An 18,816-nucleotide genomic window follows, 5' to 3' on the forward strand; every position below is an offset into this window, starting at 1 on the left:
GTTGTCAAGCGCGTTCCGACGAAATGCGACGAACGTCGGTTGCCGGCGAAATGGTTTCCACTGAAACCGAGAAAACCCCGCAAAATTCCGGCCCTTTCCAGACAAGCTGCAATGCGCGGCACGTGCCCGCGCATTCCTCGCCCGATGCCCGAATACCGCTCGAAGACTTCCACCCACGGCCGCAACATGGCCGGCGCCCGCGCGCTGTGGCGCGCCACCGGCCTCAAGGATGGCGACTTCGGCAAGCCCATCGTCGCCATCGCCAACTCGTTCACCCAGTTCGTGCCCGGCCACGTGCACCTGAAGGACCTGGGCCAGCTGGTCGCGCGCGAAATCGAGCGCGTCGGCGGCGTCGCCCGCGAGTTCGACACCATCGCCGTCGACGACGGCATCGCGATGGGCCACGACGGCATGCTGTATTCGCTGCCGAGCCGCGAGCTGATCGCCGACTCGGTGGAATACATGGTCAACGCGCACTGCGCCGACGCGCTGGTGTGCATCTCCAACTGCGACAAGATCACCCCGGGCATGCTGATGGCCGCGCTGCGGCTGAACATCCCCACCGTGTTCGTTTCCGGCGGGCCGATGGAAGCCGGCAAGACCAAACTCGCCGAGCACAACCTCGACCTGATCGACGCGATGGTGATCGCCGCCGACGACAAGGCCCCGGACGAGAAGGTCGCCGAGTTCGAACGCAGCGCCTGCCCGACCTGCGGTTCGTGCAGCGGCATGTTCACCGCCAACTCGATGAACTGCCTGACCGAGGCGCTGGGCCTGTCGCTGCCGGGCAACGGCACCGTGGTCGCGACGCACGCCGACCGCGAGCAGCTGTTCCTGCGCGCCGGGCGCACCGCGGTCGAACTGTGCCACCGCTGGTACGGCGCCGGCGACGCGAGCGCGCTGCCGCGCGGCATCGCGACGTTCGAGGCGTTCGAGAACGCGATGGCGCTGGACATCGCGATGGGCGGCTCGACCAACACGATCCTGCACCTGTTGGCCGCGGCGCAGGAGGCGGGGGTGCCGTTCACGATGCGCGACATCGACCGCCTGTCGAAGCGCGTGCCGCAGCTGTGCAAGGTCGCGCCGAACACGCCGAAGTACCACGTCGAGGACGTGCACCGCGCCGGCGGCGTGGTCGCGATCCTCGGCGAACTGGCGCGCGGCGGCTTGTTGCACACGAACGTGCCGACCGTGCACGCGAAGACGATGGGCGAGGCCATCGCCAGGTGGGACGCGGCGACGACGACCGACGAAGCGGTCCATGCCTTCTACAAGGCCGGACCGGCCGGCATTCCCACGCAGGTCGCCTTCAGCCAGTCGACGCGCTGGCCGACGCTGGACCTGGACCGTGGCGAGGGCTGCATCCGCGACGTGGCGCATGCGTATTCGCAGGAAGGCGGGCTGGCGGTGCTCCACGGCAACATCGCGCTCGACGGCTGCGTGGTGAAGACCGCGGGCGTCGACGAGTCGATCCACGTGTTCGAGGGCCCCGCGCGCGTGTACGAGAGCCAGGACGCGGCGGTGCGCGGCATCCTCGGCGACGAAGTGCGGCCCGGCGACGTGGTGGTGATCCGCTACGAGGGCCCGAAGGGCGGACCCGGCATGCAGGAGATGCTGTACCCGACGTCGTACCTGAAGTCGAAAGGGCTCGGCAAGCAATGCGCGCTGCTGACCGACGGCCGTTTCTCCGGCGGCACGTCGGGGCTGTCGATCGGCCATGTCTCGCCGGAGGCGGCCAGCGGCGGCGCGATCGGGCTGGTCCGCGACGGCGACCGCATCCGCATCGACATTCCCAACCGTTCGATCGACCTGCTGGTCTCCGCCGACGAACTCGCCGCGCGCCGCGCCGCGCAGGACCAGCGCGGCTGGAAGCCGGCGCAGCCGCGCCCGCGCAAGGTCAGCACCGCGCTGAAGGCCTACGCGCTGCTCGCGACCAGCGCCGACAAGGGTGCGGTGCGCGACAAGGCGCTGCTGGAAGGCTGAGTCCCCTGCCGGCCGCACTTTTCTCGGCGGAGGATGCGAAGGGCAAACGCCTCCGGCGCTTCGGCATAATCGCCGGCATCTTCCGATGAGCCGCCTCGCCATGCGCCGCTACCTGCCCGCCCTCCTGGCCCTGCCCATTGCCGCCGCCGCGGCGCAAACCCCGCCACCGGCCTACAACCCCCGGTTGCAGGCCATCGGCACCGCGCCGCAGGCTTCGCGGATCGAGGCCGACATCCGCAAGCTGGTGTCGTTCGGAACGCGGCACACGCTGTCGGACACGAAATCGGACACCCGCGGCATCGGCGCCGCGCGACGCTGGATCTTCGACGAGTTCCAGCGCATCTCGAAGGACTGCGGCGGCTGCCTGGAAGTGCGCTACTCCAGCGACATCGTTTCCGGCGAGAAACGCATCCCCGAGCCGACCGAAGTGGTCAGCGTGATCGCGATCCAACGCGGCACCAGCGACCCGAACCGCTACGCCATCATGAGCGGCGACATCGACTCGCGCGTGTCCGACGTGATGAATGCGACATCCGATTCGCCCGGCGCCAACGACAACGCCTCGGGCATCGCCGGCACGCTGGAGGCCGCGCGGGTGCTGACGAAGTACAGGTTCCCCGGCAGCATCGTCTACGCCGCGCTGTCCGGCGAGGAGCAGGGCCTGTTCGGCGGCAAGATCCTCGCGGCCGAAGCGAAGAAGGACGGCTGGCGCATCGAGGCCGTGCTCAACAACGACATGATCGGCAACAGCTGCGGCATCGACGGCATCTGCGACAACCGCACCGCGCGGGTGTTCTCCGAAGGCACGCGCGCGGTCGAGACCGCCGAGGAGGCGAACGCGCGCCGCTTCACCGGCGGCGAGCTGGATTCGCCGTCGCGCAACCTCGGCCGCTACATCGCGAAGATGGGCGAATACGTGCCGAACCTGGAAGTGATGCAGGTCTACCGGCTCGACCGCTTCGGCCGCGGCGGCCACCACCGCCCGTTCAACGAGGCCGGCTTCCCGGCGGTGCGGGTGATGGAAACGCACGAGCACTACGACCGCCAGCACCAGGACCTGCGCACCGAAACGGACGCGCACGGGCGCCGCCGCGTCTACGGCGACACCATCGACGGCGTCGATTTCGCCTTCGCCGCCAGGCTGACCGCGCTCAACGCGGTCGCGCTCGCCGCGCTGGCCTCGGCGCCGCCGCCGCCGGCGCAGGTGAAGATCGAAGGCGCGGTCGGCCCCGACACCACGTTGCGCTGGCAGCGCCCGACCGGCAGGCAGGCCTCGAACCTGGCCGGGTACAAGGTCTACTGGCGCCTCACCACCGATCCGCAGTGGACGCATTCCGCCTATGTCGGCGACGTCGACAGCCACACGCTGGAGAACGTCGTGATCGACAACTGGTTCTTCGGCGTCGCCGCGGTGGCGAAGGACGGCAGCGAAAGCCCGGTGGTGTTCCCCGGCGCGGCCGGCAGTTTCGGCGGCTACTGAATCAGACGCGCTCGCGCAGGAAAGCCTCGACCTCATCGCGCGCGGGGATGCTGGCCTGCGCGCCGAGCCGGGTGCAGGCCAGCGCGGCGGCGGCGCTTGCCTCGCGCAAGGCATCGGCCATCGATGCGGCGCGGTTCAGCGCCGCGACCAGCGTGCCGCAGAAGGTGTCGCCGGCCGCGGTGGTGTCGACCGCATCGACCGGAAACGCCGGCTGTTCGAGGAAACCGCCTTCGTGCTTCGCGAGGCAGCCCCGCGAACCGAGGGTGACGACGACCGAGGGCACGCGCAGGCGCGAGAGTTTTTCGCGGATGCCGTCCTCGCCGCCCGCGATCGCGAGGAGCTCGCCTTCGTTGACGACCAGCAGGTCGAGCGCATCGAGCAGTTCGTCGGGCAGCGCCCGCGCGGGCGCGGCGTTGAGCGCGACCCGCACGCCGGCCGCGCGCGCGCGCATGGCGTAGGCGGCGACCGACGCCAGCGGCGTCTCGAGTTGCAGCAACAGCCAGCCGACGCCCTCGAGCGACGGCAGGTGTTCGGGCGCGAGCGTGGCGTTCGCGCCGGGCGCGACGGTGATCGCGTTCTCGGCGCTGTCGGCCACGCAGATGAAGGCGGCGCCGGTGGGTTTCGCGCTGCGGACGATGCGCAGTTCCACGCCGGCCTCGCGCAGCGACCGTTCCAGCGGCCTGGCGAAGTCGTCGTCGCCCAGCGCCAGCAGCATCCGCGTGCCGGCGCCGCCGGCCTTCGCGCAGGCCACCGCCTGGTTGGCGCCCTTGCCGCCGGGGAAGGTGGCGAAGTCGCGGCCGAGCACGGTTTCGCCCGGTGCCGGCACGTGCGCCGCGCGCACCACGAAGTCGAGGTTGGCCGAACCGGCGACGAGGACGATCGTGTCCATGCCGCGAACCTCAGCGACGCACGCCGAAGCCTTCGCCGGCGGCGTAGGCGCGGATGTCGGCTTCGCCGAGCGGACTGAAGTCGCCGGGCACCGAATGCTTCAGGCACGCCGCGGCGAGGCCGAATTCGAGGCCCGCGCCGTCGTCCATGCCGGCGAGGACGCCGTGCAGCACGCCGGCGGCGAAGGCGTCGCCGGTGCCGATGCGGTCGACGATCGGCCCGACTTCGTGGCGCGGCGTCTCGTGCCCGGCGCCATCGCGGGAAGCGTCGAGCGCCGACAACACGTGGTGGTCGACGTTGACCTGCCCGCGCACGGTCGCGGCCATGCGCCGGAGGTTCGGGAACGCGGCGAAAGCCGCTTCGGCCGCGGCGCGGAAGCGCTGCTTCGCATCGCCCTGCCCGAAACGCCGCCCGAGCACGATTTCGATGTCGCGTTCGTTGGCGAAGGCGAGGTCGGCTTCGGCGAACAGGCCGCGCAGGATGCCGGCCGCATCGCCCGCCCAGGCCTGCCACAGCTTCGGGCGGAAGTTGCCGTCGAACGAGACCTTCGCGCCGGCCGCCCGCGCCGCGCGCATCGCCGCGAGCGTCGCGTCCGCCGTGTTCCGCCCGAGCGCGGGGGTCACGCCGGACACGTGCAGCCAGCCGGCGCCGCGCAGCAGCGCCGGCCAGTCGTGTTCGCCGCCGCCGGCGACGACGAAGGCCGATGCGGCGCGGTCGTACAGCACTTCGCTCGGCCGCTGCCCCGCGCCGGGGGTCAGGAAATACAGGCCCATGCGCCCGTCGGCCTTCTGCACGCCGCGCGTGTCGACGCCATGGCGGCGCAATTCGCCCAGCGCCGCCTCGCCGAGCGCGTTGTCGGCGACCGCGCCGACCATCGCCGCGTCGTGGCCGAGCTTCGCCAGCGACACCGCGACGTTGGCCTCGGCACCGCCGACGTGCACTTCCAGTTGCGGCGACTGCAGCAAGAGCTGCCGGCCCGGCGCGCCCAGGCGCAGCAGCAGTTCCCCGAAACAGACCACCCGTCCCGCCATCGTTGCTTCCCCTTCGAATTCGTCTATCCGGACCCGGCATCCGTGGGCCGCAAGCTTGTCCCGGGACAAGAAAATAATCGTCCAAGGATAGTTGTTGTTGCAGCGCACACTCTGTTAGCTTTGCGTTTGACCAGCGGTGTCATTTTACCAGCTGGAACCTTGCAACGGTGATCCGAGTCGACGAAAACCGCTAGAAATCCGTCATCACAGAGCAACCATGCGCCCTTGGGAGGGGAAGACATGCACACTCGCAACAACCGCAGGAAGACACCGGTTACCACGCTCGCCCTGTGCATCGGCCTGGCCCTGCAAGCCAACGCCCAGGCGCAGGAACAGGCGGCCGCGCAGGACCAGACGACCGCGCCGGCCGCCGGGCAGGCGACCGAGCTGGACACCATCACCGTCACCGGCTATCGCGCCAGCCTGGAGAAGGCGATCGACATCAAGCGCGGCGAGGCCGGCATCGTCGATGCCATCGTCGCCGAGGACATCGCCGACTTCCCCGACCTGAACCTGGCCGAATCGCTGCAGCGCATCCCCGGCGTGTCGATCACCCGCGATGGCGGCGAGGGCCGCAACATCTCGGTGCGCGGCCTCGGCCCGCAGTTCACCCGCGTGCGCATCAACGGCATCGAGGCGCTGGCCACCGGCGGCGGCACCGACACTTCCGGCGGCGTCAACCGCGGCCGCAGCTTCGACTTCAACACCTTCGCCTCGGAACTGTTCAGCCAGTTGCTGGTGCGCAAGACCTCGTCGGCGGAAATCGAGGAAGGCTCGCTCGGCGCCACCGTCGACCTGCGCACCGCGCGCCCGTTCGACTACGACGGCTTCACCTTCGCCGCCGGCGCGCAGGCCAGCTACAACGACCTGCTGGAGGAAACCAAGCCGCGCGCCACCGCGCTGATCGCCAATACCTTCGCCGACGGCAGGTTCGGCGCGCTGCTGTCGGTGGCCTACACCGACCGCAAGATCATCGAGGAAGGCTCGGACTCGGTGCGCTGGTGGACCGCGCAGAACAGCACGACCAACTTCTTCGACCAGAGCTCGCCGTTCCAGGCGGCGCTGGATCCGGACGTCTACCATCCGCGCATCCCGCGCTACAACGTGTTCACCCACGAGCAGAAGCGCCTGGGCGTGACCGGCGCGCTGCAGTTCAAGGCCAGCGACCGCACCAACATCAACCTGGACGCGCTGTACGCCAAGTTCGACGCCAACCGCGTGCAGGACAACATCAACGCGGTGTCGTTCAGCCGCACCAACGCCAGCGGCAAGCAGGCGACCCAGGTGCTGGACGGCGAAATCGACGCCAACGGCAACCTGGTCTACGGCGTGTTCGACAACGTCGACATCCGTTCCGAGGGCCGCTACGACGAACAGACCACCGAATTCACCCAGCTCGGCCTGTCGATGGACCACGAGTTCAGCGACACGTTCAGGATGAGCGCGCTGGTCGGCAACGTGCGCTCGACCTACGACAACCCGGTGCAGACCACGATCATCATGGACAAGTTCGACGTCGATGGCTATTCGTGGGACTACCGCGGCAACAGCCGGCTGCCGGTGTTCAATTACGGCAACATGGACCCGCTGGACCCGAACGGCTGGACCCTGGCCGAGGTCCGCCTGCGCCCGCAATGGGTGCGCAACGAATACGACGCCGGCCAGGTCGACTTCGCCTGGAACGTCGACGAATACCTGACCCTGAAGTTCGGCGCGCACCACAAGGATTACACCTACACCAGCAAGGAATGGCGGCGCGTGTCCGAGACCGCCGTACCGGAGATGGACAGCGCGACGCTGGCCACGCTGCTGCGCCAGTTCAGCTTCTACGGCGTCGATGCCGCGAGCGCGCTGGTGCCCGACGTCGGCGCGTTCGACGACCTGCTCGACATCTACAGCAACAGCGGCATCTACGAGGTCCGCAACGACCTGACCAACCTGATCGCCAACAACCGCACGATCAACGAGAAGAGCAACGGCCTGTACCTGCAGGGCGACTTCAACTTCGACCTGGGCAACGTGCCGGTGCGCGGCAACTTCGGCGTGCGCCGGGTGGAAACCGAACTGGTCAGCGACGGCTGGTCCTCGCTGGGCGGCGTCGCGGTGCGCACCGTGGTCACCCACGATTACGCCGATACCCTGCCCTCGCTGAACCTGACCTTCGAACTGACCCCGGACCTGCTGCTGCGCGCCGCCGCGGCCAAGGTGATGACCCGGCCGAACCTGGGCTTCCTCGCCCCGGGCGCCACGGTCTCGGTCAGCGGCGGTTCGCGCACGGTCAACACCGGCAACCCGAAGCTGGAGCCGTTCCGCGCCGACACCTTCGACCTGGGCCTGGAGTGGTACTTCAGCGAAGGCGCGCTGCTGTCGCTGGGCCTGTTCCAGAAGAACATCGACAGCTACATCCAGACCTCGCGCGAAAGCCGCCCGTACTACACCTCCGGCCTGCCCGCCTCGCTGATCCCGGCCGGCACCGGCGTCACCGTCAACGACAACTTCGACTTCACCCAGCCGCTCAACACCCCCGGCGGCAAGCTCAAGGGCTACGAGGTCAACTACCAGCAGCCGTTCTCGTTCCTGCCCGGCCTCTGGAAGAACTTCGGCGTGCAACTGAACTACACCTACGCCGATTCGGACATCCAGTACCTGAGCTCGTCCGGCGCGCCGTCGGCGAAAGGCCCGATGGTCGGCCTGTCGAAGAACGCGTGGAACGCCACGCTCTACTACGACGACCAGAAGTTCTCGGCGCGGGTCTCCGCCGCCTATCGCGACGAGTACGTCGACACCATCCCGGGCCGCGAGGGCAGCGACGTCGAGGCGACCAGCGACAGCACCACGATCGACGCATCGGTGTCGTACAAGATCAACGACCACTGGGAAATGTCGCTGGAAGGCCTGAACCTGACCGACGAGTGGAAGGACATGTGGATGGACACCGCCCGCGACAATTCGATCTCGTACACCCACACCGGCCGCCAGATCATGCTCGGCGCACGCTTCAAGTTCTGATTTTTCCCTCTGGCCCGGGCGGCGCGTCCGCCCGGGCCCTTTTTTCCCCGATCTTCTCCGCGCCGCGCGCAGATGCGACCGATGCGGCAAGCCTTCCCCGCGCCGCGGTTTGCGATCCGTCTGGCCACCCTTCCGCCCGGCTTCGCGCCGCGCCCTACCAGAAGGAGCATCCCATGCAACGCCTGCATTACCGCGTCCTTCCCGTTCTCGTCGCCTGCGCGCTGCCGCTGCCCGCCGCCGCCGCCGACCTGGGCCGCGAACCCCTGCCCGCCAACGACGGCTGGGCTTCGTTGCCCACGACCGCGCTGCCGGACGGCACCACCGGCGGTTCCGCCGCCACCGCCGACCGCGTGCATCGCGTCCGCGACCGCAACGGGCTGGTCGCCGCGCTCGCCTTCCCCGACGCCACGCCGAAGATCATCGAGATCGAGGGCGTGATCGACGCCAACGTCGACGCCGACGGCCATCCGCTGGCCTGCGCCGACTACGCGCGACCCGACCCGCAGACCGGCGAGATCTACTCACTCGACGCCTACCTCGCCGCCTACGACCCGGCCACCTGGGGCCGCGCCGATCCGAGCGGCCCGCAGGAACGCGCGCGCGCCGCGTCGGCCAGCGCGCAACAGTCGCGGGTGCGCATCCGCATTCCCGCCAACACCACCATCGTCGGGGTCGGCCGCGGCGCGACCGTGCGCGGCGCCTGGTTCGACATCCGCCCGAGCAGCACCAGCGGCAACACGCCGATGAACGTGATCGTGCGCAACCTGAATTTCGAGGACACCTTCGACTGCTTCCCGCAGTGGGATCCGACCGACGGCGCGCTGGGCAACTGGAATTCGCAGTACGACGCGATCTCGGTGCGCAACGCCACCCACGTGTGGATCGACCACAACCGCTTCGCCGACGTCGCCACCGCCGACGGGACCCTGCCGACGCTTTTCGGCCGCCACTACCAGGTGCACGACGGACTGCTCGACGTCACCAACGCCTCGGACCTGGTGACGATCTCGTGGAACCGCTTCGAGCACCACGACAAGACCATGCTGGTCGGATCGTCCGACAGCGCCAGCGCCGACCGCGACAAGCTGCGCATCACCCTGCACCACAACCTGTTCGAGGACCTCGGCCAGCGCGCGCCGCGGGTGCGCTACGGCCGCGTGCACGTGTACAACAACCACTACAAGGTGACCGGCCCGGAAGCCGCCGCCGGCTACGGCTACAGCTGGGGCGTCGGCGTGGAGTCGCAGATCGTCGCCCGGAACAACCACTTCCGCGTCGACGGGCTGGTGCCGCCGGAGTTCTTCATCGATCGCTTCAACGGCAGCCGCATCCACGTCGAGGGCACCCTGCTCGACGGCGTCTCGCCGAACAGCGCGGTGGATCCGGTCGCGGCGTTCAACGCGGCCAACGGCGACGCGCTGGTCGACGACGTGGACTGGGCACCGACCCTGCACGGCCCGATCGAGCCGACGAAAGACGTCCCGGTGTCGGTGATCCGGGGCGCCGGGCCGTTCAAGTAAGCCGGCTGCGGCGCGGGACGCTAGAACGTCCCGCGCTGCACGAACGGCACGCGCTCGTACAGGCGGCGCTCGCCGCCGCGCGGATCGTCCTCCAGGCGGGTTGCGTCGTCGAAGACCATCGTCTCGCGGTTCCCGAGCGAGTACGGCGCCCACTGCGGGATGCCGGGGTGGTTCGGATCGCCGGTGCGGGCGAAGGCCAGCAGCGATGCGCTCATGCGATCGGCGATGCGCTGCGCTCGAGGCGAGTTCCCGGCCAGCGAGCCGGGTTGCGCGATGTTGTCGAACACCAGCGCGATGTCCAGCGTGTGCAGCGCGCGCAGCCTGCCGCCTTCGAGCGGCGAAGGCCAGTCGAGCTGGTAGGCCCAGGTGTTGTCGCCCTGCCTTGCCCGCGCCTCGCATTCGAGCACCGCGCCGCGCCACGAGCGCCCGGCGGTGGTCGCGGCGAAGAACACTTCCGATGGCGTGTAATCCGGGTAGAGCCGACGGTATTCGGCGACGACGATGCCTGGCGACAGGTCGGAATACTGCTGCTCGCGCAGCTTCGCCGGCAGCGTCTCCCAGGTGAGCGCGAAATTGGCCGCGTCCTTGCCGAGAAAGGCGCGGGTTTCGTCGCGGGTGTTGCCGATCACCATCGGGACCGACGCCGACTGCGGCGGCGCGTCCGGGTGGAACGGATGCCGCGGCAGGCTGCGCGAATCCATCACCGGGCCGAAGTAGAGCGAACTGTCCTCGACCCGCGACGGATCGCGGATGCGGATCGCCTCGAGGATCCGCTGCGCCGGCAACGCCGCCAGTTCCGCGAGGTCGTCGCCGACGCCGAGTTCGTCGAGCAGCAGCCGCGCGCGCTGCGTCGCCGCGCGCGGCCCGGCCGCGGTGACCTGCTGCCCGCTCATCGTCCAGGCGCGATGGAACAGGCCGCGCGCCGCCGGCATCGCCATCAGCGTGGCGATCTTGGCGCCGCCGCCGGACTGGCCGAACACGGTGACGTTGCCGGCATTGCCGCCGAACTCCGCGGCGTGTTCGCGCACCCATTGCAGAGCGTCGACCAGGTCGAGCTGGCCGACGTTGCCCGAATCGGCGAATGCGCCGCCACCGGGCAATTCGCCCAGGTACAGGTAGCCGAACGCGTTGAGCCGGTGGTTCAGCGTGACGACGACGACATCGCCGCGCCGGCACAGGCGCGTGCCGTCGTACAGCGGCGCGCTGCCGGAGCCGTTGTTGTAGCCGCCGCCGTGGATGTAGACCAGCACCGGGCGCCTGCCGCCGTCGCGCAGGCCCGGCGTCCACACGTTGAGGAACAGGCAATCCTCGCTGCCGGGGCGGTCTTCGCCGTTCTGCGGCGCGGCCGCGCCGTATTCCAGCGCCTCGCGCACGCCGCGCCACGCTGCCTCGCGCAGCGCGGGGCGGAAACGCCGCGGCGCGGTGTCGGCGCCGTAGCGGATGCCCTTGAACACATGCACGCCGTCGTGGCGCGCGCCGGCGATGCGGCCGCTGCGCGTGCGTGCGAACGACGCGGCCTCGCCGCTGGCCGCATGCGCGCCCGGGGCCAGCATGGCGGCGCCGAGCGCGACGCTGCCGCCCTTCAGCAAGCGGCGGCGCATGGCGTCCATCAGCGCAGCGGCTCGCCGCGCGGATACACGCCCGACTTCGGCTCCATCGTCTCGAGGTTCCATTCGGCCTCGACGAAGGCCTTGCGGGTCGGCTCGTACTTCGGATAGCCGCCGACTTCGTCCTGGCTGTCGATGATCTCGCCGCGACCCTCGATCACGTCGGCGACGATGCGGCGATCGACCGGGTCGCGGTCCCACGGCGTGGCGCCGGCCTCGGCGACCACCGCGTCCTGCACCCGCGCCGACGGCAGCAGCTTCACCCCGAACGGCAGCGTTGGCGCCTGCTTCAACTCGGTGACCTTGATCGGCGCGGTGGTGTAGCGGCCGACCATCGGGATGGTCTGCTCGCCCAGCAGGTCCACGGCGAGGTTGTCCTGCATGAACACGTCGAGGTCGCCGGAACCGCCGACCATCAGCAGGGCGAGCTTGCGGGTGTCCTTGCCGGCGCGCAGCACGTTGCCGCGGATGACCATCTCGCCCTTCTCGTAGTCGTGGCCGATCCACTCCTCCGCGATCAGGTTGTAGTGCATCGCCCGCGCGCCGGGGTCGTAGATCAGGTTGTTGACGACCTGGCCGCGCACGCCGCCCTTGAACAGCGGATTGCGCTCGTAGTTGTGCGCGTACAGGTTGCCGACGATCAGCACGTCCTGCACGTGGTCGTGGATCAGCGAGCCCTTCGAGTGCTCGCCCTTGGCGTGGTTGGCGTAGGCCAGGCCCTCGGCGACCAGGTTGTTGCTGAACGTGATGCGGCGCGACGTGCCGTTGCGGAAATTCTCCGCCGTGTTCGGCCCTTCGGCGAAGCGCGTGCCCGAGGCGGACAGGCCTTCGTCGGTGCCCCAGGTCAGCGAACAGTGGTCGACGATCACGTCGTGCGCGCGCACGGTCGAGATGGCGTCGAAATCGTGGCCGGCGAAGCGGCCCAGGCCGCCGTCGCCGGGGCGGACGCGGACGTGGCGCACGATCACGTCGTGGGTGGCGATGTCGATGCCGCCGCGGATCAGGGTCACCCCCGGGTGCGGCGCGGTCTGTCCGGCGATGGTCAGGAACGGTTCCCTGATGGTGATCGTCTTCAGGCCGAGGTCGATCACGCCGCCGACCTCGAACACGACGGTGCGCGGCCCCCCGGCGTTGACCGCCTCGGCGAACGAGCCGGGGCCGTCGGCCGCCAGCGTGGTGACGCGGATGATCCGTCCGCCACGGCCGCCCGGCGTATGCGCGGCCCAGCCCTGCGCGCCGGGGAAGGCCAGCGCCTGCGCGTCCTGCGCCGCCGCGGGCCGGAGCGGGACCGCCAGCAGCAGGCCGGCGGCGGCGAATGCGGACAGCAGGCGGCCAAGGCCGCGGATCGAACGGGTGATTCGCATGCGTCTCCCTCCCAGGAGCGGATTTTCGACGGTGGAGGCCGTGCCGGCGGGTTTTTTGCGGCGGCGCGTATTGCCAATGACACCGGTTTACCATATACAGATCGCCACGCCGGTGTCCATCGGCGCCGCAGCAAAAAGAACCGGGAGAAACCGTTTGAGCATCCGCGACGGCGCTGCGCAGGCAGCACAGACCGCAAAGGAACGGCACGCCATCGCCGAGCGCTTCGTACAGGCGCGCCTGCGCGGCGAAGCGCTGCCGGATTTCCCCGGTGCGATCCCGCCGGACCTGGTTTCCGCGTACGCGGTGCAGGACATCGCCATCGCGCAGTGGCCGGACGCGGTGGTCGGCTGGAAGGTCGGCTACATCGCGCCGGAACGCCGCGACGCGTCCGGCGACGAGCGCCTGCTCGGCCCGGTGTTCGCCAAGGCGCTGTGGCCGGCCGCGCCCGGGCTCGAATTCCCGGTCTACGTCGGCGGCTTCGGCGCGGTCGAGGCCGAATACGTGCTGCGCCTCGACGCCGACGCGCCGGCCGACAAGCTCGACTGGAGCGACGACGAGGCCGGCGCCTTCCCGTCCACGCTGTTCACCGGCATCGAGATCGCCAGCAGCCCGCTGGCCACGATCAACCGGCTGGGGCCGTGCGTGGTGGTCTCGGATTTCGGCAACCACAACGGCCTGGTCCTCGGCAGCGAGATCCCGGGCTGGCAGGCGATCCCGGAAACCGCGCTGACCTGCCGGACCTTCATCGACGGCGTCGAAGTCGGCAGCGGCGGCGCCACCACCCTGCCCGGCGGGCTGCGCGCGGCGTTCGCGTTCGCGCTGGCGCGTTCGGCCCGGCGCGGGCGCCCGCTGAAGGCCGGCGACCTGGTCGCCACCGGCAACGCCACCGGCATCCACGACATCGCGGTCGGGCAGACCGCGACCGTCCGCTTCGACGGCCATGGCGAAATTTCCTGCACCGCGGCCGCCGCGCCCTGACGCGGCGACGGAAAGGAACGCGCGGGAGGGCGCGATGATCACTCGCAGGCACTTCCTCGGCGCCGCGGTCGGCGCCGCCGCAACGACCGCGCTGGCGGCGTGCGCGCGCGGCGCGGCGCAGGCCGGCGGCGCGCGCGTGCTGACCGCCACCGACGTGCACGTCAGCGACTACCCGACCGTCGCCGCGGTGCGCTGGATCGGCGAGACGCTGCAGCGCGAAACCGGCGGCGCGCTGGGCATCAGGCTGTACCACTCCGGCCAGCTGGGGCGCGAATCCGAGGCCATCGACATGGCCCGCTTCGGCGCCATCGACATCACCCGGGTCTATTCCGGCGCGCTGAACAACGCCTTCCCGCTGACCCGGGCGCTGTGCCTGCCGTACGCGTTCGACTCGGTCGCGCACATGCGCCGGGCGATGGACGAAGGCGTGGGCGACGCGGTGCTGCGCGGCTTCGAGCAACGCGGCCTGGTCGGCCTGGCGATCTACGACTCCGGCGCGCGCTGCTTCTACAACACCCGGCGCCCGATCGTGGAGCCGCACGACCTGCACGGGCTGAAGATCCGCGTGCCGGTCTCGGACATCTTCATCCGCATGCTGCGCGACTTCGGCGCCAATCCGACCCCGCTGTCGCTGGGCGAGGTGTTCAGCGGCATGGAGACGCACATGATCGACGGCGCCGAGAACAACATCCGCAGCTTCCATTCCAGCCGCCACTTCGAGGCCGCGCACTACTGGTCGCGCAGCGAGCATTCCTACGCGCCGGACGTGCTGCTGGTGTCGCGGCGCAGCTTCGATGCGCTCTCGCCGCGCGAGCGCGGGTTGCTGGTGGAAACCGCGCGCGAGTCGGTCAAGGTGATGCGCGGGCTGTGGGACGAATCGGAAAGCAAGGCGCTGCAGGCGGTGCGGGAGCACGGCGTGGAATTCAACGACGTCGACCTCGCCGCGTTCCGCGCGGCCGCGCGGCCGCTGCTGGACGAATACCGCCGCGATGCCGCCATCGACGCGCTGTACCGGCGCATCCGCGAACTGGCCTGAGGAACCCCATGTCGGACGCCACCACGCCCACGGCCCCGGCTTCGTCGCTGCAAGGCGCGATGGACCGGCTTTCCCGCATCGTCGTCGGCCTCGCCGCGGCCGCGCTGCTCGGCCTGGTGCTGGTGCAGGGCTGGCAGGTGATCGCGCGCTACGTGCTCAACGATTCGCCGAGCTGGACCGAGCCGGTCACCGTGCTGCTGCTGAGCACGACGATGAGCCTGGGCGCCGCCGCGGGCGTGCACGAGCGCCGCCACTTCAGCTTCGCGCTGCTCGCCGAAGCGCTGTCGCCCGGCCTGCGCCACGCGATGCACCTGCTGGCGCAGCTGGCCGTGGTGCTGATCGGCGCGGTGCTCGCCTGGTGGGGCACGGTGCTGTTCGCCGACGGCCTCGGCATCCGCGCCGCCGGCGCGGCGCTGCCGCAGAGCGCGAACTACCTGCCGATGGCGGTCGGCGGCGCGCTGATGGCGCTGTTCGCCGCCGTGCAGCTGGCGGGCGAATTTCGCGGCGACGGGGGCGCGCACTGACATGGGCATCGCGATCCTGTTCCTCGTCTTCGCGGTCCTGCTGGCGATCGGCGTGCCGGTCGCGTTCGCGCTGGCCGCGGCGGCGCTGGCCACGCTGTTCTACCTCGACCTGCCGCCGGTGGTGCTGGTGCAGCAGCTCGCGGCCGGCACCGGCTCGGCTTCGCTGATTGCGATTCCGCTGTTCGTGTTCGCCGGCGAACTGATGCTGCGCGGCGGCATCTCCGAACGCCTGATCGCGCTCGCCGCGTCGCTGGTCGGCCGCCTGCGCGGCGGCCTCGGCCAGGTCAGCATCCTGTCGTCGCTGTTCTTCGGCGGCGTGTCGGGTTCGGCCATCGCCGACGTGTCCGCGGTCGGCGGCACGATGATCCCGCAGATGGTCAAGCGCGGCTACGACCGCGACTTCGCCGTCAACGTCAGCATCACCGCGGCGCTGGTCGCCCTGCTGGTGCCGCCCTCGCACAACCTGATCCTGTACTCAGCCGCGGCCGGCGGCGGCCTGTCGATCGCCGACCTGTTCGCCGCCGGCATCGTGCCGGCGCTGCTGATGACCGTGGTGCTGATGCTCACCGGCTACCTGGTCGCGCGCCGCCGCGGCTATGGCGTCGAACCCTTTCCCGGCATGCGCGCGCTGCTGTTGCGCCTGGTGTCGGCGCTGCCCGGCCTGGGCCTGGTCGCGCTGATCTTCGTCGGCATCCGCGCCGGCATCTTCACCGCGGTGGAAAGCGCGGCGATCGCCGTGGTCTACGCGCTCGCCGTCACCGGTCTGCTGTACCGGCAACTGCGCGGCGCCGAATTCATCGCCGCGGTAACCCACGCCGCGCGCACCTCCGGCGCGATCCTGTTCGTGATCGCGGCGGCGGCGGCGTTCGGCTGGCTGCTGGCCTACCTTCAGGTGCCGGCGGCGACGGTGCAGGCGCTGCAGTCGGTCGCCGACGACAAGGCCGCCGTGCTGCTGCTGATCGTGGTCTCGCTGCTGCTGCTGGGCACCTTCATGGACCTGGCGCCGCTGATCCTGATCTGCACGCCGATCTTCCTGCCGGTGGCGAAGGCCTACGGCATCGACCCGATCCACTTCGGCCTGGTGCTGGTGCTGGCCGGCGGCCTCGGCCTGGTCACGCCGCCGGTGGGCAGCGTGCTGTTCATCGGCGCCGCGATCGGCAAGATCGGCATCGGCCAGGCCTTGCGCACGATCTGGCCATTCTGGCTGGCCGGCCTGGCCGTGCTACTGGTCGTGGCGTTCTTCCCGCAGCTGTCGCTGTGGCTGCCGGCGCTGCTGAAGTCGTAGGACGGGCGGGGCGGGTTGTCCCCCGGTAGGCCGCAGGCTCTAGAATCCCCCCCATACCCACGGCGCGACGACCATGCCAGGACGCAAGAAGACCACGACGCCCGCCACCGCCGCTTCCGGCAAGGCCGCCACGATCAACGACATCGCGCGCCTGTCCGGGGTGTCGAAGAAGACCGTCTCGCGGATCATCAACAACTCGCCGCTGGTGCGGAAGGACACCCGCGAGCGGGTCGAGGCGCTGATGCGCGAGGTCGGCTACGCGCCCGACCCGATGGCGCGCGCGCTGGCGTTCCGCAAGTCGTTCCTGATCGGCATGGTCTACGACAACCCGACCGCGCAGTTCATCGTCGACATGCAGTACGGCGCGCTCGACCACCTGCGCGGCTCCGGCTTCGAGCTGGTGGTGCACCCCTGCGACAGCCGCGACCCCGCCTACATCGACGGCGTGCGCCGCTTCGTGCAGCAGCAGAAACTGTACGGGGTGATGCTGGTGCCGCGCGTGTCCGAGGATCCCGCGCTGGCCGAGATGCTCGGCGAGATCGGCTGCCGCTATGTGCGCATCGCCGCGGTTTCGATGGACCGGCCCGAGCGCATGCTGGTCACCCACGACCACGACGGCGCGGCGGAAGTCGCCAACTACCTGACCTCGCTCGGCCACCGCGACATCGCGGTGATCGCCGGCCCGCGCGGCTACCGTTCCGCAGTGGAGCGCACCAACGGCCTGGTCGAAGGCCTGCGCAAGCGCGGCATCGACCTGCCGAAGCAGCGCGTGGTCGAGGCCGGCTACACCTTCGAATCCGGCGTCGCCGCGGCCGAGAAGCTGCTGTCGGCGAAGCCGCGGCCCAGCGCGATCTTCTGCGAGAACGACGAGATGGCCGCCGGCGTGTACCGCGTCGCGCTGCGCGCGGGGATCAGCATCCCGCGCGAGTTGTCGGTGGTCGGCTACGACGACAGCCCGCTGGCCTCGCGGCTGTGGCCGCCGCTGACCTCGGTGCGCCGCGACACCCGCGACACCGGCCGCCTCGCCGCGGCCATGCTGACCCGGCCCGAGGACGCGCCGGTGCAGACCGCCAGCGTGCGCCCGCACCTGGTCATCCGCGATTCCTGCCAGCCACCGGAATAACCGCGCCGCCGCGCCCCTGCGCGATGCGCGGCCGTTTCCGCATCGCGCAATGACACCGGTTACCATGACCCGCTAGAATCCACGCAACCGCAGCTCCCCCCGGAGAAAGTCCATGTTCCGCAAGACCTACCACGCCACCCATCCCGACATGATGGCCGGGGCCAGCAACGACCAGCTGCGCGACCGCTACCTGGTCCCGGACCTGTTCGTCGCCGACTCGGTGCAGCTGAACTATTCGCACAACGAGCGCTTCGTGATCGGCGGCGCCGCGCCGGTGAACGGACCGGTCGAACTGCCGAAACAGGCCGAGCCCGCCTCGGCCGCCGGCAAGCCCTTCCTCGAGCGCCGCGAACTGGGCGTGGTCAACGTCGGCGCCGGCAGCGGCACCGTCAGCGTCGACGGCACCGCGTTCAAGCTGGCGCCGAAGGACGGCCTGTACGTGCCGATGGGCAGCGAAGTGAGCTTCGCCTCCGACGACGCGGCGAACCCGGCGAAGTACTACCTCGCCTCGACCCCGGCGCACGCGCGCCACGAGGCGAAGCAGATCTCGATCAAGGACGCGGTGCCGCTGGAGCGCGGCGCGCTGGAGACCAGCAACGAACGCACCATCTACCAGTACATCGTCCCGGCCACGGTGAAGTCGTGCCAGCTGCTGCTCGGCCTGACCATCCTCAAGCCGGGCAGCGTCTGGAACACCATGCCGCCGCACCTGCACGACCGCCGCAGCGAGGTCTACTTCTACTTCGACCTCGGCGACAACGACCGCGTCTACCACTTCATGGGCGAGCCGGACGCGCAGCGCCACATCGTCGTCGCCAACGACGAGGCGGTGGTGTCGCCGCCGTGGTCGATCCACATGGGCTCGGGCACCAGCAACTACTGCTTCATCTGGGCGATGGGCGGCGAGAACCTCGACTACACCGACATGCACGTGCTGGACATCTGCCAGCTGAAGTGACCGAAACGCCCACCGCACCCACGAACCGA

At 70.1% G+C, this 18,816-nt stretch carries 14 protein-coding genes; 10 read left to right on the plus strand and 4 right to left on the minus strand.

What is annotated here, in order from left to right:
• Positions 1-144: 144 nt before the first annotated feature.
• Positions 145-1,983, plus strand: coding sequence for a dihydroxy-acid dehydratase (gene ilvD, locus CSC71_RS05125; protein WP_162373280.1), 1,839 nt, complete (start codon positions 145-147; stop codon positions 1,981-1,983).
• Between the two features lie 85 nt (positions 1,984-2,068).
• Positions 2,069-3,463, plus strand: coding sequence for a M28 family peptidase (locus CSC71_RS05130; RefSeq protein ID WP_246192003.1), 1,395 nt, complete (start codon positions 2,069-2,071; stop codon positions 3,461-3,463).
• 1 nt (position 3,464) lies between these two features.
• Here CSC71_RS05130 and CSC71_RS05135 read toward each other — a convergent pair whose 3' ends face one another.
• Together CSC71_RS05135 and CSC71_RS05140 are read right to left on the minus strand one after the other, a co-directional pair.
• Positions 3,465-4,352: a ribokinase gene (locus tag CSC71_RS05135; protein ID WP_162373281.1), complete on the minus strand. Its 888-nt coding sequence runs from the start codon at positions 4,350-4,352 to the stop codon at positions 3,465-3,467.
• A 10-nt stretch (positions 4,353-4,362) separates the two neighbouring features.
• Entirely contained in the window at positions 4,363-5,382 is a 1,020-nt protein-coding gene (locus CSC71_RS05140) for a sugar kinase (RefSeq protein ID WP_162373282.1), read from the minus strand.
• A 240-nt stretch (positions 5,383-5,622) separates the two neighbouring features.
• On the opposite strand from CSC71_RS05140, the gene CSC71_RS05145 reads away from it, so the two are divergent.
• A complete protein-coding gene (locus tag CSC71_RS05145; RefSeq protein WP_162373283.1) occupies positions 5,623-8,391 on the plus strand; it encodes a TonB-dependent receptor in 2,769 nt (922 codons plus the stop codon).
• 173 nt (positions 8,392-8,564) lie between these two features.
• Positions 8,565-9,911 (plus strand): pectate lyase family protein, encoded by a 1,347-nt coding sequence (locus CSC71_RS05150; protein WP_162373284.1) that lies wholly within the window; start codon positions 8,565-8,567, stop codon positions 9,909-9,911.
• Between the two features lie 20 nt (positions 9,912-9,931).
• On the opposite strand, the gene CSC71_RS05155 is transcribed toward CSC71_RS05150, so the two are convergent.
• Both CSC71_RS05155 and CSC71_RS05160 read right to left on the minus strand, forming a co-directional pair.
• Positions 9,932-11,521 carry a carboxylesterase/lipase family protein gene (locus CSC71_RS05155; protein WP_162373285.1) on the minus strand — a complete coding sequence of 530 codons (1,590 nt, stop codon included), beginning with the start codon at positions 11,519-11,521 and terminating at the stop codon, positions 9,932-9,934.
• Entirely contained in the window at positions 11,521-12,882 is a 1,362-nt protein-coding gene (locus CSC71_RS05160; protein ID WP_211367874.1) for a pectate lyase family protein, read from the minus strand. The genes CSC71_RS05155 and CSC71_RS05160 overlap by 1 nt, the downstream gene beginning before the upstream one ends.
• A 160-nt stretch (positions 12,883-13,042) precedes the next feature.
• On the opposite strand from CSC71_RS05160, the gene CSC71_RS05165 reads away from it, so the two are divergent.
• The 6 genes from CSC71_RS05165 to kduI all read left to right on the plus strand — a co-directional run bounded on the left by CSC71_RS05165 (position 13,043) and on the right by kduI (position 18,787).
• Positions 13,043-13,861, plus strand: a complete 819-nt coding sequence (locus CSC71_RS05165; RefSeq protein ID WP_162373366.1) for a 2-keto-4-pentenoate hydratase — start codon at positions 13,043-13,045, stop codon at positions 13,859-13,861.
• Positions 13,862-13,895: 34 nt separating this feature from the next.
• Complete coding sequence (locus tag CSC71_RS05170) at positions 13,896-14,897, plus strand: TRAP transporter substrate-binding protein (RefSeq protein ID WP_162373286.1); 1,002 nt, start codon at positions 13,896-13,898, stop codon at positions 14,895-14,897.
• An 8-nt stretch (positions 14,898-14,905) separates the two neighbouring features.
• Positions 14,906-15,421 carry a TRAP transporter small permease gene (locus tag CSC71_RS05175; RefSeq protein ID WP_162373287.1) on the plus strand — a complete coding sequence of 172 codons (516 nt, stop codon included), beginning with the start codon at positions 14,906-14,908 and terminating at the stop codon, positions 15,419-15,421.
• Position 15,422: 1 nt separating this feature from the next.
• Positions 15,423-16,706 (plus strand): TRAP transporter large permease, encoded by a 1,284-nt coding sequence (locus CSC71_RS05180; RefSeq protein ID WP_162373288.1) that lies wholly within the window; start codon positions 15,423-15,425, stop codon positions 16,704-16,706.
• A gap of 73 nt (positions 16,707-16,779) precedes the next feature.
• Positions 16,780-17,829, plus strand: a complete 1,050-nt coding sequence (locus tag CSC71_RS05185) for a LacI family DNA-binding transcriptional regulator (RefSeq protein WP_162373289.1) — start codon at positions 16,780-16,782, stop codon at positions 17,827-17,829.
• 112 nt (positions 17,830-17,941) lie between these two features.
• On the plus strand, positions 17,942-18,787 hold the full coding sequence (kduI, locus tag CSC71_RS05190; RefSeq protein ID WP_162373290.1) for a 5-dehydro-4-deoxy-D-glucuronate isomerase: 846 nt from the start codon (positions 17,942-17,944) through the stop codon (positions 18,785-18,787).
• Positions 18,788-18,816 lie beyond the last annotated feature (29 nt).

This window comes from Pseudoxanthomonas sangjuensis (assembly GCF_010211755.1).
GTDB classification, from domain to species: domain Bacteria; phylum Pseudomonadota; class Gammaproteobacteria; order Xanthomonadales; family Xanthomonadaceae; genus Pseudoxanthomonas_A; species Pseudoxanthomonas_A sangjuensis.

What these genes read in the sequence shown, in the direction of transcription:
- CSC71_RS05135 (WP_162373281.1), bottom strand. Translation starts at nt 4,352, where the DNA reads ATGGACACGATCGTCCTCGTCGCCGGTTCGGCCAACCTCGACTTCGTG.
- CSC71_RS05180 (WP_162373288.1), top strand. Translation starts at nt 15,423, where the DNA reads ATGGGCATCGCGATCCTGTTCCTCGTCTTCGCGGTCCTGCTGGCGATC.
- kduI (WP_162373290.1), top strand. Translation starts at nt 17,942, where the DNA reads ATGTTCCGCAAGACCTACCACGCCACCCATCCCGACATGATGGCCGGG.
- CSC71_RS05170 (WP_162373286.1), top strand. Translation starts at nt 13,896, where the DNA reads ATGATCACTCGCAGGCACTTCCTCGGCGCCGCGGTCGGCGCCGCCGCA.
- ilvD (WP_162373280.1), top strand. Translation starts at nt 145, where the DNA reads ATGCCCGAATACCGCTCGAAGACTTCCACCCACGGCCGCAACATGGCC.
- CSC71_RS05150 (WP_162373284.1), top strand. Translation starts at nt 8,565, where the DNA reads ATGCAACGCCTGCATTACCGCGTCCTTCCCGTTCTCGTCGCCTGCGCG.
- CSC71_RS05130 (WP_246192003.1), top strand. Translation starts at nt 2,069, where the DNA reads ATGAGCCGCCTCGCCATGCGCCGCTACCTGCCCGCCCTCCTGGCCCTG.
- CSC71_RS05140 (WP_162373282.1), bottom strand. Translation starts at nt 5,382, where the DNA reads ATGGCGGGACGGGTGGTCTGTTTCGGGGAACTGCTGCTGCGCCTGGGC.
- CSC71_RS05175 (WP_162373287.1), top strand. Translation starts at nt 14,906, where the DNA reads ATGTCGGACGCCACCACGCCCACGGCCCCGGCTTCGTCGCTGCAAGGC.
- CSC71_RS05185 (WP_162373289.1), top strand. Translation starts at nt 16,780, where the DNA reads ATGCCAGGACGCAAGAAGACCACGACGCCCGCCACCGCCGCTTCCGGC.
- CSC71_RS05160 (WP_211367874.1), bottom strand. Translation starts at nt 12,882, where the DNA reads ATGCGAATCACCCGTTCGATCCGCGGCCTTGGCCGCCTGCTGTCCGCA.
- CSC71_RS05155 (WP_162373285.1), bottom strand. Translation starts at nt 11,521, where the DNA reads ATGGACGCCATGCGCCGCCGCTTGCTGAAGGGCGGCAGCGTCGCGCTC.
- CSC71_RS05145 (WP_162373283.1), top strand. Translation starts at nt 5,623, where the DNA reads ATGCACACTCGCAACAACCGCAGGAAGACACCGGTTACCACGCTCGCC.